The following is a 15,493-nucleotide window of genomic DNA, read 5'->3' as shown; positions in this document are numbered from 1 at the left end:
GAAATCCATCGTCTCCACAGGGAGCAGGGAATACACTACGATCATCACTGCGGAGCCCCGAACATGCCCACCCACAAGGCCGATGAAAGCACCGAACTGGATGCCCTCAACAGCATCGCCAGTCGCATGAACGGATTTCTCTATCGTTGCCGCAACGATGACCAGTACACCATGCTGGTGATTTCCGGCCGCTGCCGGGAACTCACCGGATATGGTCAGGATGAGTTGCGGCAGAACAGGGCGGTGTCCTACGCCTCGCTGATTCACCCGGAAGATTCGGCCGCCGTCGACGAGGCCATCAGCCAGGCCGTGGCCTCCGGCGGTAACTGGGATGTGGATTATCGTATTCGCCACCGTGACGGCAGTGTCCGCTGGCTCAATGAAAACGGCGGTCCGGTGCTCGATCAGGAGGGCAGGTTGCAGTACCTGGAAGGGGTGGTGACCGACATTCGCCGGCGCAAGGATGTGGAATCCGCGCGGCATGAACAGATTGCCGCCGTGAGCCGCTTGAGCAATTCCATCATCACCGAGTCCAACCAGATCCTGATCGTGCTCAAGGCCCTGCGCATGCTCAGCCTCAATGCCAGTATCGAGGCCGCGCGGGCGGGGGAGCACGGGCGCGGTTTTGCGGTGGTGGCCAAGGAGGTGAACCGTCTGGCGGATCAGACCGGGCTGTTTGCCGGTAACATCAGCAATCTCATGGCGGAGCTGGAACAGGAGCTCAAGCGTCGGATCTGACCCTCGGTGGCGGCGTCCATTCCTTACCCGGCTCCAGTTTCGCTATACTTGCGCCCCTGTACCACTTACGTCTTTCCCAGGGGTTGCCTTACATGGCCAATGATGTGAAAAAGGTCGTCCTCGCCTATTCGGGCGGGCTGGATACGTCGGTCATCCTCAAGTGGCTTGAGGATACCTATGGCTGCGAGGTGGTGACCTTTACCGCCGACATCGGTCAGGGCGAGGAACTGGAACCGGCCCGAGCCAAGGCCCAGGCCATGGGCGTGAAGGAGATCTACATCGACGACCTGCGCGAGGAATTCGTGCGCGATTTCGTCTTCCCCATGTTCCGTGCCAATGCCCTCTACGAGGGTGAATACCTGCTGGGCACCTCCATCGCCCGCCCCCTGATCGCCAAACGCCTGGTGGAAATCGCCAACGAGACCGGCGCCGACGCCGTCTCCCACGGTGCCACCGGCAAGGGCAATGACCAGGTGCGTTTCGAACTGGGCGCCTATGCCCTCAAGCCCGGCATCCGCGTCATCGCCCCCTGGCGGGAATGGGACCTGAACTCCCGGGAAAAGCTGCTGGCCTATGCGGAGCAGCACGGTATCCCGGTGGAGATGAAGCGGGGCAAGAAGTCCCCGTACTCCATGGATGCCAACCTGCTGCACATCTCCTACGAGGGCGGTCCCTTGGAAGACCCCTGGTTCGAGGCCGAGGAAGACATGTGGCGTTGGAGCGTCTCCCCCGAGGCCGCCCCGGACAAGCCGGAATACGTGGAGATCACCTACGAGAAGGGTGACCCGGTGGCCCTCAACGGGGAACCCATGAGTCCCGCCACCTTGCTGGCCACCCTCAACCGGATCGGCGGCGCCCACGGCATCGGTCGCCTGGACCTGGTGGAAAACCGCTACGTGGGCATGAAGTCCCGCGGGTGCTATGAAACCCCCGGTGGCACCATCCTGCTCAAGGCCCACCGCGCCATCGAGTCCATCACCATGGACCGGGAAGCCGCTCACCTGAAGGACGAGCTGATGCCCCGGTACGCCAGCCTGATCTACAACGGCTACTGGTGGAGTCCGGAGCGACGGATGATGCAGTCCCTGATCGACGCCTCCCAGGTGCATGTGAACGGCGTGGTGCGGATCAAGCTCTACAAGGGCAATGTCATCGTCGCCGGTCGCAAGTCCGAGTCCGACAGCCTGTTCGACGCCCACATCGCCACCTTCGAGGACGATGCCGGCGCCTATAATCAAAAGGATGCGGAAGGCTTCATCAAGCTCAACGCCTTGCGCATGCGCATCGCCGCCCAGCGCGGACGGTAGGGGTTTGAGCAGTACCCCTCTCTCCTCGGGGGAGAGGGGTTGGGGTGAGGGGAAGAATACCCCCCACGTGTTCACCGTTGCCACAGGTATTGCTCGTGAAGCTCTCCAAGCCCCGTCATCCGATCTGGTTGTTGCTGCTGATCGTCCTGCTTCTGCCGGCCTGTGCCACGGTCCCCCCGGAATCCCGTGATCCCCGGGACCCCTGGGAGGGCTATAACCGGGCCATGTTCCAGTTCAATGACGCGGTGGATTCCGCCGTGATCAAGCCCGTGGCCGAGGGCTATGAGCGCTATGCGCCGCAGCCGGTGCAGACCGGCGTCACCAACTTCTTCTCCAACCTGCGGGATGTGGTCAACATGACCAACAACGCCCTGCAGTTCAAGTTCCATGATGCCGCCTCGGATCTGACGCGCATCATCATGAACACCAGTTTCGGGGTGTTCGGGCTGTTCGACGTGGCCAGCCCCATGGGGCTGGAAAAGAGCAACGAGGACTTCGGACAGACCCTGGGGCGCTGGGGGGTGTCTTCAGGCCCTTACCTGGTGCTGCCCTTCCTGGGGCCGAGCACCCTGCGGGATGCCCCGGCACGGGTGGTGGACGGGGTGACGCATCCGCTGTACTACTACGATGAAACCGCTATCCGCAATACCCTGCTGGTGGTGGACATCATTGACATCCGGGCAGGTTTCCTGCCCACCGAGCGGGCCCTGGAAGAACTTGCCACCGACCGTTACATGGCCTTGCGCAATGCCTTCCTGCAACGGCGGGAGTATCTGGTGCGTGATGGTGCCCCCGGCGAAGACCAGTACGACCTGCTGCGGGAACTGGAAGACTGGGACGACGACTTCTGAGGCTGGTCATCTTGCCCTGGAGGCATGATCCGAGGTCGGCAGTGCATGGATGCCCCGGCGCAGTGCCTTGTCCGCCTCCCGTACGTCCCGCATGTAACTGAGTTGCACCAGCCATTCGTCCAGGGCACCGAAAAACCGCTCCATCAGCCGGTGCCAGCGACCTCGTGCCTGCCACTCCTGCAAGGTCCATTCCCGGGCCTGAGCCAGGTCGCCGGCAAACAGCCCGGCCAGTTCCGCCACGGTGTACGGAGCGGTCACCACCTGGTTGGCCTCCAGGTTCCAGCGCAGGGTCCAGTGATCCAGGTTGCTGGAGCCCACGCTGCTCCAGTCGTCACAGATCACGTACTTGGCATGCAGGCAGCGGGGCTGATATTCGAAGATCCTGACCCCCGCCCGCAGCAGCCGCCCGTAGAAGCGCCGCCCCGCATGCCGGACCGCCGGCTGATCCGTCTTCGGTCCCGGTACCAGCAACCGCACATCCACTCCATGGCGGGCGGCCCGGGCCAGCACGCGGCGCAGACGTAGGGTGGGCACGAAATAGGCCGTGGTGATCCATACCCGCCGCCGTGATTTCTTGACGGCGGCAATCACCGAGCGCATCACCGAGCGCCCCCCCAGGAGACTGTTGCCCACCATCCGGCCATCCGCCGGGCCGTGGTCACCGGTCGGTGCGGCAGGCAATGTCAGGGGATGGGCATGCCATCGGGACCAGGTTCTGGCAAAGAGTTGTTCCCAGTCCGTCACGCAGGGCCCCCGTATCTCCAGCATGACCTCGTGCCATGCCTGGTCGCCGGCAAAGCGCGGATCAAAGTCATCGGTCAGCCCGGCACCGCCCACGAAGGCCACCTTGCCGTCCACCGCCAGCAGCTTGCGGTGATCCCGGAACAGGGACAGATGGAGCCGCTTCAGACCCAGTGGGTTATACATGCCCAGCTGCACGCCATGGGCCAGCAGACGCCCCCGATCGCTACCGGAGAGGGCCAGGCTGCCGAAATCATCCAGCAGCACGCAAACCTCCACACCATGGGTCGCGGCCAGGCACAGGGCATCGATGAATCGGGTGGTCAGCGCACCGGAGCTGCACAGGTACATCTCCAGCAGCACCCGCTCCCGCGCCGATTCGATGGCCTCCACCATGGCGGGAAAGAAATCATCACCATCGACCCTGAGCCGATAACGGTGAGGCCCCCGGGCCGGGGGCGAGCGGCGAGTCTTGAACGGCCTGTCCATGTCGGGTTCTGCTGTGTGCCGGGAGGGACATGATATCCTTGCACGAATCTCACGCGACCGTCATCGAATCATCGGGACGTCATACAAGGGCCGTGCATGTACGCGTTGATCAAACCCTTTATCCAGTTGACCTTCATGCAGAAAGGACCGGAGGACCTGCCGGCCTCGGCCCTGCTGCTATGGCTGTGCATCATCGCCTATCTGCTGGTGGGCCTGATCGTGGCCCTGCCGTTCTATCCCTTCCAGCTGGCCATCCTGCAGACGGGGATGGAACTGGCCCTGCTGGCGGGCTACACCGCCCTGCTGCTGTCCTGGCGGGGGCTGCCGGACCGGTTCAACCAGACCTTGAGTGCCCTGCTGGGCGTCGGGGTGATCCTGGGCCTGCTGATGCTGCCCCTGGTCTACAACCTGCGTGGGGCCGAGACACCCACCGAGATCCCGGTCTACATCACCGTGGGTTATCTGGTCCTGCTGGGCTGGCTGCTGACCACCTACGGCAACATTCTGCGCAGTGCCCTGGGCCTGCAGACCGTGGCCGGTGGCGTGGGGCTGGCGGTGCTGTATCTGATGCTGGCGGCCATTGCCGGTGAAATGCTCTACACGGCGATCATGCCGTCATGAGTCATGTGCATATTCTGGGTATCTGCGGCACCTTCATGGCCGGCGTGGCCCTGCTGGCCAGGTCCGCCGGATATCGGGTGACCGGTTCGGACCAGCAGGTCTACCCGCCCATGAGCACGCTGCTGGCGGCCCAGGGCATCCCGGTCAGCGAGGGTTACGATCCCGCTCACCTGGACCCGGTGCCGGATGTGGTGGTGGTCGGCAACGTGATGACCCGGGGCAATCCGGCGGTGGAATATGTGCTCAATCGCGGCATTCCCTATGCCTCCGGCCCCCAGTGGCTGGCGGAGCACGTGCTCAAGGATCGCTGGGTGCTGGCGGTGGCCGGGACCCACGGCAAGACCACCACCGCCAGCCTGCTGGCCTGGATACTGGAGGACGCGGGACTGTCTCCGGGGTTTCTCATCGGCGGTGTGCCGGATAATTTCCAGGTTTCGGCCCGATTGGGGGAGACGCCCTTCTTCGTGGTGGAGGCCGACGAGTACGACACCGCCTTCTTCGACAAGCGTTCCAAGTTTGTCCATTACCATCCCAGAACCCTGATCCTGAACAATCTGGAATACGATCACGCCGACATCTTTCCGGATCTGGCCGCCATCGAGCGGCAATTCCATCATCTGGTGCGCACCGTGCCGGGGGAGGGGCGCATCCTGTGCCAGGGTCATGATGCCGCGCTCTCAAGGGTATTGGCCATGGGATGCTGGACGCCGGTGGAGTGCTTCGGAACCGATGGCGGGATGGACTGGCGGGGAGAGGCCCTGAGCCCCGACGGCAGCCATTTTCGTCTCCACCATCGGGACCTCCCGGTGGGCGAGGCCCACTGGTCCATGCCCGGACATCACAACATGAGCAATGCGGTGGCGGCCCTGGCGGCGGCCAGGCATGTGGGGGTGCCGGTCGAGGCCGGTGTGTCGGCGCTGTCCCGCTTTGCCGGGGTCAAGCGGCGGCTGCAGGTGCGGGGCACGGCGGGCGGGGTGACGGTCCATGACGATTTCGCCCACCATCCCACCGCCATCGCCGCCACCCTTGCGGCCCTGCGCGGCCGGGTGGGGGAGGCCCGTATCCTGGCGGTGCTGGAACCCCGTTCCAACACCATGCGCATGGGTGTCCATCGACAGACCCTGGCGAACTCGCTGGCCGGGGCGGATCAGGTGTTCCTGTTCGCGCCGCCGGATCTGGGCTGGGACGTGGCGACGGTGACCGGTGAACTGGCGGGGCGGGGGGAGTCCGCGCCGACCCTGGACGGCCTGCTGGCGCGTCTGGTGGCCAGTGCCCGGCCCGGCGATCATGTGCTGATCATGAGCAACGGGGGATTCGGCGGGTTGCATGACCGACTGCTGGAGGCGCTGGCCGGGCAGTAGCCCTGTTTCTGTTGTTACACTATCGCCGCCAACCCAACCGGAATCCGTGATTCATGATCTCCCAGGAAGAATTTGCCGCTCACCAAGAAGATTTTGCCGCTTTCGTGGCCACGATCCATCGCTTTGCCACCCTGCTGTTCATCGTCAGCTTCATCGGCTACGGGGCGGCCGCCTGGATCTGGTTCCAGGGCGCCACCTGGACGGCACTGATCGTGGCCACCCTGTCCTATCTGTTCTTCCGCCAGTTCCGGCGCCTGTCCCTGAACATGGCCCGCATCCAGTACACCATGCAGCCCCGTTATCATCCCATGCTGCTGCTGGTGGACCGGATGCTGGAAGACCACAAGCCCGCCGTGGTGGTGGGGCAGCTGGAGTCCCTGCTGAAAAAGCCGGAACAGACGCCGTCTAGTCCGGAATCCTGATCGCCTCGCCGAGCTTTTGGCTCAGTACCCGGTTGAGGGTGTCCAGCAGCCCTTCTCCGGTGCGGTCGTTCACCCAGCCTGTACCGCTGGTGTCCTGATTGAAATGGGCCGGGCCTTCCGGTGAGGCCAGCCACAGCTGGCGCACCGGCTCCTGCCGGTTGATGATCAGCTTGCTGCCGTCATCAAACTCCATTTTCAGTACCCCGTCCACCAGATCCATGTCCAGGTCCGCCAGCGCGTCCACTTCACTCATGCGCTCCATCAGCGATTCCAGGGCCTGTTCCGCCTGTACGGCAAAGGAGACTGGGTTCATCAGTGTGATTCCTCGGAAGGGATGGAAAGCCCGGACGGTATTGGATTGTCGGGCCAATAGCAAATCCTCCGGAACCGTCGGGCAGGGCAGGTTCCCTTCGCGCCCGTGGGCCTGATTGGATTCCCGCGTTCGCGGGAATGACGGCACTGGTGCTCCCTTCGTGTCTGCCGGCCTGATCCCGATGGAGGCGTCCTGCGCGCATTTTGATAGACTTGCGCGCTGATTCAGCAATACGGAGAAGATCATGCCTTCATTCGACGTGGTGTCCGAAGTGGACATGCAGGAACTGCGCAACGCCGTCGACCAGACCAAGCGCGAAGTGGAGAACCGCTACGACTTCAAGGGCAGCCCCGCCGACGTGGAACAGAGCGAGGCCGAGCTGACCCTGTTCGGTGCCTCCGAATTCCAGGTGGACCAGGTGATGGACATCCTCACCCATAAGCTGGCCAAGCGGGGCATCGACGTGGGCTGTCTGGAATCCGGCAAGCTGGAAGAGGGGGGCGGCAAGGCCCGCCGCGTGGTCACCATTCGGCAGGGTATCGACCAGGATCTGGCCAGGAAGATCATCCGTCTGATCAAGGACAGCAAGCTCAAGGTGCAGGCCTCAATCCAGGGTGACAAGGTCCGGATCACCGGCAAGAAGCGCGATGACCTGCAGGAGGCCATCGCCCTGTTGCGCAAGGCCGAACTGGACCTGCCCCTGCAGTACAACAACTTCAGGGACTAGAGCGACTGCGCCATGGTGCCGTCCACATCCATGCCGGGCACCCAGCCCTGGGCCTTGGCGCGGGCAATGGCCTCGTCATGGATGCGGGCATGGCGCTCCCGCAGGTCCGGTGGCAGGCGGCTGGCCAGCAGGCCGTGCTGATCCCAGGCGGCGGCCACCTGGTCATGGAGCATCTGGATCCGGGCCGGTGTCCAGCCCTCGCAGGTCTCTGTTTCCGGGATCAGGCCGAACACCCAGGCATCCTTGATGATGCCGCCGATGGTGGTCATGCCGCCGTGAAGATCGTTATGGATGCCGACATAGGCGTGTCTGGAAGGGGCGTTCATCGCATGTTCTCGGATCATTGTGACATTCTCCATTATTCCCGGATGGCTCCCTCATGACCACTGAAGAATCGGATATTCGCGTCTATTACCGGGTTGCGCTCAAGCTCATGGCCCTGCTGGGGATACTGGCCCTGGCCTATGCCATGATCTCCGGCTTCCTGAGCGAGCCGCGTACCAGTCATGTCCTGACCCAGTCCGTGGACATCACCTCGCTGGCGCCGGGGGAGATGCTGGAAGTGGAGTGGAGCGGCCGGCCCGTGCTGGTACTGCGCCGGGACGAGGGCATGGCGATGGCGGATGCGACCTTTGCCGAGCGCCTCTATGACCCGGGTTCCCGTTTCAGCCGCCAGCCCCGTGCCTATCGCAACGCCCATCGCTCCGCGGCACCGGATCTCTTCGTGGCCTTTGCCACCGGCACCGATCTGGGTTGCCGCCTGGACCTGGTGCCCCCCGAGATCGCGGCGGAGCAGGGCTGGGGTGGAGGTTTTGTCGACCGCTGCCGGGGCGGGCGTTACGACTTCGCCGGTCGGGTCCATGACGGTCAGGCCGCCCGGCGCAACCTGGAAGTGCCGGATTATCGACTGCATCCGGATGGCCGGGTGATCCTGGGCGAAACGCCCGCTTCCGACTGAGTCTGGTCCCGTGAACGGCCTTTCCATTGCCCACGACACCCCCGATACCCGGGATCGGGCCGAGCACCTGGCCCGGCAGCTGGGCCTGCCCCTGCGGAGACCGGATCACCCGGACGGTCCGGTCCTGATGGTCACTCCCGAACGCCTGGAGCTGCGCCAGACCGGCCCGAATGCGCCGGGGCCCGTCTATGTGGACTTTGCCGGGGGGCGCCTGGGGTATCGCGGACGCCAGTCCAGCCCTCGTAACGAGCCGCTGGCCCGGGCCGCCGGACTCAAGAAGGGGCATCGTCCCGAGGTGGTGGATGCCACCGCCGGCTTGGGCCGGGATGCCTTCATCCTGGCCGGTCTGGGCTGCCAGGTCATCCTGCTGGAGCGTCATCCGGTCATTGCCGCCCTCCTGGCCGACGGGCTGGCCCGGGCCGCCGAGGTGGCCGCGCTGGCACCGGTCATCGAACGCATGACCCTGATTCCGGGGGATGCCGTGCAATGGCTGAGTGGGCAACGGGCCGACGTGGTCTGTCTGGATCCCATGTATCCCCACCGGGACAAGCAGGCCCTGGTCAAGAAGGAGATGCGGGTGTTTCGCACGCTAGTGGGGGATGACGGGGACGCCGCCGCGCTGCTGGATGCCGCCCTGGGGGCAGCCCGGGAGCGGGTGGTGGTCAAGCGGCCGGCGCGGGGCGAGCCTCTGGGAGGCAGGGCGCCCAGTCACACCCTGCCGGGCAGCAGTACCCGGTTCGACATCTACCTGACTCCCTTCTCCCCTCCGGGGGAGAAGGGTCGGGGATGAGGGGGAAAGGTGTTATCAGTAATGGGGTGGGGGCGGTTCCGGCAGTTGCGCTCCCGGAGACTGGCGTTCCATCAGCTCCACCAGTCGCAGCCGCAGACCCTCCACCTGCAACTGCAGCCGGTCGATCTCCTGCTGCTGCCGGATCACCACGTCATTGAGATCCTGGCACAGGGCCTCCTGATGGGCCATGCGGATCTCCAGTTCCACCATTCTTTCACTCACGGCATCCGACATGTCCAGCCTCACCCGTTCACCTGATTGATGATGTCGCCGGTCACAAAACCGGCAATGTTTCGCGCCAGCGCATCCACCATCCGCTGCCGGGCCTCCACCGCCGCCCAGGCCACATGGGGCGTCACGATCAGATTCGGGATGTCTCCCGCCAGCAGCGGGTGATCCGCCGGGGGCGGCTCCTGTTCCAGTACGTCGATGCCCGCCCCGCCCAGTCGTTTCTCCCGCAGGGCTTGAGCCAGGGCCTGGTTATCCACCACCGCACCCCGGGCCGTGTTGATCAGCAGGGCGTCCGGCTTCATCCGGGCCAGGCGCTCGGCATTCATGAGCCGCTCGGTCCGGGGCGTGAGCGGGCAGTGCAGACTGATGATGTCCGCGTCGGCCAGTACATCATCCAGCGGCAGACGCCCCGGCTGCGATGGATCGTCCCGCAGACTCTCCGCCACCAGCACCTCCAGGCCGAAGGCCCTTGCGGCATCGGCGGTGGCCCGTCCCAGCACCCCGTGGCCGATGATCCCCAGTCGGCGTCCCGCCAGCTCACGGATGGGATGGTCGAGGATGCAGAACTGACGACTGGCATGCCAGCGTCCTTCCCGGACATCCCGCTGGTAGGCGTCCAGGCGGACGGTCAGCGCCAGGATCAGGGCAAAGACATGCTGTACCACGGAGGCGGTGGCATAGTCCCTCACATTGCAGACCACAATGCCCCGTTCGGCGGCGGCTGCCAGATCCACGTTGTTGGTGCCCGTGGCCGCCAGGCAGACCAGTTTCAGCCGTGGCGCGGCGAACAGGGCCTGCCGGTCCAGCACCACCTTGTTGGTGATGACCACCTGGGCATCCCGGATCCGCTCGGCCACCTGTGCCGGCGTGGTGTAGTCATGGAAAGTCCAGTGGGGCAGGGCATGCTTCAGGGGGGAGAGATCCAGGTCGCCCCGATCCAGGGTTTCCAGGTCCAGGAATACGCCGTGTTCGATCTGCATGTTCACCGTTCCATTCGTGGGGTTTCAGGCAAGGCTTGACGCAAGAAGGCCCCGGGGCGATGCCCGGGGCCTTCGGTCACGTGTCCGCAACGGCTCGAACGGCGATCAGTTATCGCCGGTGAGCATGGCAAACAGGTTCATCAGGTGCAGGAACAGCACATAGATGTTGGCGAACAGGGAGACCGTCATCACCACGTAGTTGGCCTCGCCGTCGTGCACCATGCGGCTGGTGTCCCACAGGATGGCGGCCGACACCAACAGCACCACGGCCGAGGAAATAGCCAGCGACAGGGCCGGAATGGCCAGGAACAGATTGGCCACGATGGCCGCCAGCACCACCAGGAAGCCCACGAACACGAAGCCGCCCAGGAAGCTGAAGTCCTTGCGGGTGATCAGTGCATAGGCGGACAGGCCCACGAACACCAGCGCCGTGCTGGCCAGCGCGCCACCCACCACGCCCGGACCATTGGGCAGACTCAGATACATGCCCACGATGGGGCCCAGGATGTACCCCATCACGCCGGTGAACACGAACACCAGCGGCAAGCTCCAGATGCTGTTGCGCAGATAATTGATCAGGAAGGGAAAGCCGATGAAGAAGGCCAGCATGAACAGCCAGTGAACCGGCCGGGCACCCACGGCCATGGCGACAAAGGCCATCACGGCACTGAAGGCCAGGGTCATGGACAGCAGCATGTAGGTGTTGCGGATGACCTTGTTGGTGGCCAGAACGCCCTCGGCCGGACGGCTGACGGCGGTGACGCGCTCGGTTGACATGGTGGATGCTCCTCTTTGACGGGATGGAATGACGAACATCAAGTGTGTCCGTGATGGCGCTAAGGTACTTGATTGGCGTCCCGGGATCAAAACCGGCGATGGTCGCCGAAATCTGAGACCGGCAGGTCTCTTGCCTTGTTCCCGTGCGTCCGCTACCCGAGTTGTCGCTTTTTCTCCGGACGGTTAAACTAGCCCGCTTGAAGACCCCTCGCCTGCAAGGCATCCCCGCGGAAGGGTGGCAGAGTGGTCGATTGCACTGGTCTTGAAAACCAGCGACGGGCGACCGTCCGTGGGTTCGAATCCCACCCCTTCCGCCATCCCCTTGATTTAAAAAATCATTTATCCGCGCAGGACGACCTGCGTGTGCCTGCCAAACCCGGGGACGACCCCGCCGATTCGTGGAGATTCCATCATGAACATGGCGTGGCTTGCCCTCATCATCGCCGGCTTGCTCGAAGTGGTCTGGGCCATCGGCCTCAAGGCCAGCGAAGGCTTTACCCGTCTGTGGCCCAGTGTGGTGACCCTGACGGCCATGTCCGCCAGCTTTTGGCTGTTGGCTCAGGCCATGAAGACCATCCCGGTGGGCACGGCCTACGCCATCTGGGTGGGCATCGGTGTGGTCGGCACTTTCATTCTCGGCATTCTTTACTACGGCGAGACCCTGTCCCTGCTGCGGGTGTTGAGTGTGCTGCTGATCGTCGCTGGCCTGGTGGGGCTTAAATTGGCCGGATGAACAAGCGGAAGGATGAAGTGGATTTTCATCTTCTGAAGCAGTCGTGCTTGCGAATGAATCAGTCATTCCCGCGCAGGCGGGAATCCAAAGCGAGAATCCAGTAACGGACTGAGAATACTGGACTCCCGCTTTCGCGGGAGTGACGTAGAGGGTGAGGGAGAGGATGGCGTAGCGAGTGAGGGAGAGGGTGAGGGAGACAGCAGCGAGGGGGGATGACAACGCCTTTCTTAAATGAATTTCCGGGCACCAAATGTTGACGGTTTATGGTTTTTTCTGTATTGGATAGACGCAGGCATGGTGGCTGGTGCGCATCATTGAGGCTCGCCGCTGTGTTTTTTTGACGCCGGCCGTCAGGCGTTTGCATGATTTTCGGTGTTGGTGATGCTTGTCGTGTTTTGGTTTTCAGCTCAAGGGACGGGCGTCTTGCCTTGAGCTCATCCGGAGAATCCTAAAGTGGACCCCATCGTCAAGACAGAAAGAGTACGAGTTTAAGCAATAGCTTGGGGTTCGCTCGCAGCGGAACAGCGCTGCCCTGGTACTGCGGTTTCACTGGGTGGCGTCACAGCCGACGGGCCGTACTTATCCACGATCAGTGCGCCTCCGCCCTGCCGGTTCCGATAGACCGTATCCGGTGTCTCGTTCGCCAGAGCCGCGTGGGGGCGTTCGCCGTTGTAGAACGCGAAGTAGTCCATCAGTCCCAGCGTGACTTCCTTGAGATTGGCGTAGCCCTTGAGGTAGACGTCTTCATATTTCACCGTCCGCCAGAGTCGCTCGACGAAGATGTTGTCAAAGGCCCTTCCGCGGCCATCCATGCTGATAGTGACTCCCTCTCGCTTGAGCACGCCAGTGAACGAGTCAGCCGTGAACTGCGAGCCCTGGTCACTGTTGAAGATCTCCGGTGGCCCGTACAGCTGCAGGGCCTCTTCGAGGCAGTCAACGCAGAAGGTCGTATCCATGGTGTTGCTGAGCCGCCAACTCAAGACCTTGCGGCTGTACCAGTCCAGGATCGCGACCAAGTAGGCGAAGCCCTGAGCCAGACGGATGTAGGTGATGTCGGTACTCCAAACCTGGTTGGGCCGGTTGACCACAACGCCACGCAGCCGATACGGATAAACCTTGTGCTGCGGGTGCGGACGACTGGTATGCGGACCCGGCGCGATCGCCGCCAACCCCATCCGACGCATCAGGCGCTGGACACACTTACGGTTGACCTTATGGCCCTGGGTCCGCAGCTCGACCACCATGCGCCGACTCCCGTAGAACGGCCGTCGTGTGTAGATCTCGTCGATGAGTCCACACAGCAGCAGGTCGCCGGCCTCATCCGGTGACAAACGCCAGCGCGCATACACGGTCGCCCGGGAAACCCCGGCCAGCGCACACTGGCGAACGATGGAGATCTCGCCACCCGCGTCAATCCAGTCTTGACGGTTCACGGCAGGTTGATCCCGGACTTTTTTTTGAGCCAATCGAGTTCCATCTTCAGGCGCCCAATCTCACCGTAGAGACGGTCCGGGGCATCCTTTTCCGACACTGGCTTGGGGCCCCGCTTGCCTTCGAAGAGCGTGCCAGCCTGCTCGAGGATCGCCTTCTTCCACTGGGTCACTTGGGCGGGATGGACCCCGTAGGCTTGACCGATCTCGTTGACGGTCTTGACCCCCTGAATCGCCTCAAGACCAACTTTCGCCTTGAATTCAGCGTTGTACGTGTTTCTCTTCCGTTTTTCAGTCATCTTGTTAGTATCCCGATTCAGCCCCCCACTCAGAGCTTAAACTGCTGTCTAGATATCGGGGTCCACTATATCCTATGACTATGGATGTGTCTGGTGTTCAAGGAAAATGGATGGCTTTGATGCCGGCACTCACCGGTGGTCTTGGCGGTTTTCTCCTTGCCTTGTTAGGGGATGGTCCCTTCGTTCTCTGGGCGCTTTTATTCCTTTTTCTGATTTCGCTCCTGACATCCTGGGCGCTCTTTAGTTGGCTATCCAGGCTTGTGAAGGCCGAGGCGGCCAATCTCAAGGAAATTCAGGCGAATGCCCCGGCGAATGCCCCGCGGATGCAGGATTCTCGGGATTTGTCGCGCGTGGAAAAGCTCTGTGCCTCGGTGGTTCCCATCTGGGGGCGCCAGGTTGATTCTGCTCGCACTCACACCGAGACTGCCGTTAACGATCTGGCACGTCGCTTTGATGATATCAATCAGCGTCTGACTCACGCCTTGGAATCCTCTCATGATCACCATGGTCATCAAGGGGAGAGTGTGCTCGGCACACTGGGTAGTTGTCGTCAGGAATTGGATCAGGTACTGCAGACGCTCTTCAAGGCCCTGGAGACCAAGAAGGTTCTGTTGGCAAGGATCAGCGATCTGGCTGATTTCACCAAGGAAATGGAAGGCATGGCCGATTCCGTATCCGCCGTGGCCTCTCAGACCAATCTGCTGGCCTTGAACGCGGCGATCGAAGCCGCGCGAGCCGGAGAGCAGGGGCGAGGGTTTGCGGTGGTTGCCGACGAGGTACGTGCCCTGTCTTCCCAGTCGGGAACCGCCGGTCGCAGCATTGCCGAGAAGGTCCACGCCGTGAACGCCGCTATTCACGAAACCCGCAAGGCTGCTGAAACCTTCTCCACTCAGGACAAGCAACTGGTTGAACAGGCTGAACGTTCAATCCGTTCGGTGATGGACCGTTATCAGAAAGTCACAGAAGGTCTTGAGGCTTCCACCCGGTTACTGCGCACGGAAAGTGACGAGGTGCGTGAAGAGGTCTGTGGCGTCATCGTGTCCTTGCAATTCCAGGACCGAGTCTCCCAGATCCTCAATCATGTCGTTGCGGACATGGAACAGCTTGCATCTCGCATCAAGGCCGATGACTGTGATCAGGTGGATATGCAGAAATGGCTTTCCGCGCTGGAGCAGGGATATACCACGCCTGAGCAATTGAGTAATCACCACGGACGAAAATCCCGCTCGCCGGCACCCACTGAAGTGACTTTTTTCTAGGAGATATCAAGGCCATGGGAAAGACTGTCATGATTGTTGATGACTCTGCCTCAATACGGCAAGTAGTCGGTATGACGCTGAGAGGGGCCGGTTATACCGTCATAGAAGCGTCTGATGGTCGGGATGCCCTTTCCAAACTCAGTGGCGGGAAAGTCAATCTGGTGATCAGTGACGTGAATATGCCGGGGATGGACGGCATCAGTTTCCTGAAGGAATTCAAGGCTCGTCCGGAGTGTCGGTTCACCCCTGTCATCATGTTGACCACGGAGGCCGGGGACGCGAAAAAGTCCGCCGGCAAGGAAGCCGGCGCGAAGGCCTGGATTGTCAAGCCCTTTCAGCCGAATCAGATGCTGGACGCAGTGGCAAAACTCATGGGTCCCTGACGCCGTCCGATTCGGAAGGCGTCGGAGAATACTGGCCGGGAGGGCTGCCGCACATGGAAATGATATTGGAACAGGACGCTGGG

At 62.5% G+C, this 15,493-nt stretch carries 18 protein-coding genes, 1 tRNA gene and 1 pseudogene; 13 read left to right on the top strand and 7 right to left on the bottom strand.

The window, feature by feature from the left end; translation table 11 throughout:
- Positions 1-63 precede the first annotated feature (63 nt).
- From ACLF6L_RS09515 to ACLF6L_RS09505, 3 genes are all read left to right on the top strand, one after another.
- The gene (locus tag ACLF6L_RS09515; protein WP_412851550.1) at positions 64-738 is read left to right on the top strand and encodes a PAS domain-containing protein; all 675 of its coding nucleotides are present in this window, start codon (positions 64-66) and stop codon (positions 736-738) included.
- A 92-nt stretch (positions 739-830) separates the two neighbouring features.
- Complete coding sequence (locus ACLF6L_RS09510) at positions 831-2,045, top strand: argininosuccinate synthase (protein ID WP_238617933.1); 1,215 nt, start codon at positions 831-833, stop codon at positions 2,043-2,045.
- A gap of 95 nt (positions 2,046-2,140) precedes the next feature.
- On the top strand, positions 2,141-2,896 hold the full coding sequence (locus ACLF6L_RS09505; protein WP_238617932.1) for a VacJ family lipoprotein: 756 nt from the start codon (positions 2,141-2,143) through the stop codon (positions 2,894-2,896).
- Positions 2,897-2,902: 6 nt separating this feature from the next.
- Here the strand turns inward: ACLF6L_RS09505 and ACLF6L_RS09500 are convergent, their stop codons facing one another.
- Positions 2,903-4,126, bottom strand: a complete 1,224-nt coding sequence (locus ACLF6L_RS09500; RefSeq protein ID WP_412851549.1) for a phospholipase D-like domain-containing protein — start codon at positions 4,124-4,126, stop codon at positions 2,903-2,905.
- Positions 4,127-4,261: 135 nt separating this feature from the next.
- Here ACLF6L_RS09500 and ACLF6L_RS09495 point away from each other — a divergent pair, with 135 nt between their 5' ends.
- The 3 genes from ACLF6L_RS09495 to ACLF6L_RS09485 are packed head-to-tail and all read left to right on the top strand — an operon-like array spanning position 4,262 to position 6,530.
- Positions 4,262-4,747, top strand: a complete 486-nt coding sequence (locus ACLF6L_RS09495) for a hypothetical protein (protein ID WP_412851548.1) — start codon at positions 4,262-4,264, stop codon at positions 4,745-4,747.
- Complete coding sequence (gene mpl, locus ACLF6L_RS09490) at positions 4,744-6,108, top strand: UDP-N-acetylmuramate:L-alanyl-gamma-D-glutamyl-meso-diaminopimelate ligase (RefSeq protein WP_238617929.1); 1,365 nt, start codon at positions 4,744-4,746, stop codon at positions 6,106-6,108. Before ACLF6L_RS09495 ends, mpl begins: the two co-directional genes overlap by 4 nt.
- A gap of 53 nt (positions 6,109-6,161) precedes the next feature.
- Complete coding sequence (locus ACLF6L_RS09485) at positions 6,162-6,530, top strand: hypothetical protein (protein WP_238617928.1); 369 nt, start codon at positions 6,162-6,164, stop codon at positions 6,528-6,530.
- Here ACLF6L_RS09485 and cyaY read toward each other — a convergent pair.
- Positions 6,514-6,843 (bottom strand): iron donor protein CyaY, encoded by a 330-nt coding sequence (gene cyaY / locus ACLF6L_RS09480; RefSeq protein ID WP_238617927.1) that lies wholly within the window; start codon positions 6,841-6,843, stop codon positions 6,514-6,516. The genes ACLF6L_RS09485 and cyaY overlap by 17 nt on opposite strands.
- A 244-nt stretch (positions 6,844-7,087) precedes the next feature.
- Here cyaY and ACLF6L_RS09475 point away from each other — a divergent pair, with 244 nt between their 5' ends.
- Positions 7,088-7,570, top strand: a complete 483-nt coding sequence (locus ACLF6L_RS09475) for a YajQ family cyclic di-GMP-binding protein (protein ID WP_412851547.1) — start codon at positions 7,088-7,090, stop codon at positions 7,568-7,570.
- Here the strand turns inward: ACLF6L_RS09475 and ACLF6L_RS09470 are convergent.
- Positions 7,567-7,896 carry a hypothetical protein gene (locus tag ACLF6L_RS09470; RefSeq protein WP_238617993.1) on the bottom strand — a complete coding sequence of 110 codons (330 nt, stop codon included), beginning with the start codon at positions 7,894-7,896 and terminating at the stop codon, positions 7,567-7,569. The two genes, ACLF6L_RS09475 and ACLF6L_RS09470, sit on opposite strands and share 4 nt — an antisense overlap.
- 53 nt (positions 7,897-7,949) lie before the next feature.
- Here ACLF6L_RS09470 and ACLF6L_RS09465 point away from each other — a divergent pair, with 53 nt between their 5' ends.
- Positions 7,950-8,528, top strand: coding sequence for a hypothetical protein (locus ACLF6L_RS09465; protein WP_238617926.1), 579 nt, complete (start codon positions 7,950-7,952; stop codon positions 8,526-8,528).
- Positions 8,529-8,538: 10 nt separating this feature from the next.
- Positions 8,539-9,318, top strand: a complete 780-nt coding sequence (locus tag ACLF6L_RS09460; RefSeq protein WP_412851546.1) for a class I SAM-dependent methyltransferase — start codon at positions 8,539-8,541, stop codon at positions 9,316-9,318.
- Positions 9,319-9,333: 15 nt separating this feature from the next.
- On the opposite strand, the gene ACLF6L_RS09455 is transcribed toward ACLF6L_RS09460, so the two are convergent.
- The 3 genes from ACLF6L_RS09455 to ACLF6L_RS09445 form a co-directional block, all read right to left on the bottom strand.
- Positions 9,334-9,552, bottom strand: a complete 219-nt coding sequence (locus ACLF6L_RS09455; RefSeq protein ID WP_008932583.1) for a SlyX family protein — start codon at positions 9,550-9,552, stop codon at positions 9,334-9,336.
- An 8-nt stretch (positions 9,553-9,560) separates the two neighbouring features.
- Positions 9,561-10,529 carry a 2-hydroxyacid dehydrogenase gene (locus tag ACLF6L_RS09450; protein ID WP_412851545.1) on the bottom strand — a complete coding sequence of 323 codons (969 nt, stop codon included), beginning with the start codon at positions 10,527-10,529 and terminating at the stop codon, positions 9,561-9,563.
- A 105-nt stretch (positions 10,530-10,634) separates the two neighbouring features.
- Positions 10,635-11,306: a Bax inhibitor-1/YccA family protein gene (locus ACLF6L_RS09445; protein WP_238617923.1), complete on the bottom strand. Its 672-nt coding sequence runs from the start codon at positions 11,304-11,306 to the stop codon at positions 10,635-10,637.
- Between the two features lie 229 nt (positions 11,307-11,535).
- Here ACLF6L_RS09445 and ACLF6L_RS09440 point away from each other — a divergent pair.
- A tRNA-Ser gene (locus ACLF6L_RS09440) sits at positions 11,536-11,623 on the top strand.
- A 101-nt stretch (positions 11,624-11,724) separates the two neighbouring features.
- Positions 11,725-12,039: a quaternary ammonium compound efflux SMR transporter SugE gene (gene sugE / locus ACLF6L_RS09435; RefSeq protein ID WP_238617992.1), complete on the top strand. Its 315-nt coding sequence runs from the start codon at positions 11,725-11,727 to the stop codon at positions 12,037-12,039.
- Between the two features lie 488 nt (positions 12,040-12,527).
- Here the strand turns inward: sugE and ACLF6L_RS09430 are convergent.
- Positions 12,528-13,768 (bottom strand): annotated as a pseudogene (locus ACLF6L_RS09430) (IS3 family transposase).
- 110 nt (positions 13,769-13,878) lie between these two features.
- Between ACLF6L_RS09430 and ACLF6L_RS09425 the strand changes: the two are divergent.
- Together ACLF6L_RS09425 and ACLF6L_RS09420 are read left to right on the top strand one after the other, a co-directional pair.
- A complete protein-coding gene (locus ACLF6L_RS09425; RefSeq protein WP_412851544.1) occupies positions 13,879-15,027 on the top strand; it encodes a methyl-accepting chemotaxis protein in 1,149 nt (382 codons plus the stop codon).
- A 14-nt stretch (positions 15,028-15,041) separates the two neighbouring features.
- Positions 15,042-15,410, top strand: a complete 369-nt coding sequence (locus tag ACLF6L_RS09420) for a response regulator (protein WP_238617921.1) — start codon at positions 15,042-15,044, stop codon at positions 15,408-15,410.
- Positions 15,411-15,493: the final 83 nt, after the last annotated feature.

The organism is Ectothiorhodospira shaposhnikovii (genome assembly GCF_047222355.1).
Lineage (GTDB): Bacteria > Pseudomonadota > Gammaproteobacteria > Ectothiorhodospirales > Ectothiorhodospiraceae > Ectothiorhodospira.
The sequence above is the reverse complement of the archived record's forward strand: the minus strand, read 5'-3'. Positions and strand labels throughout refer to the sequence as shown.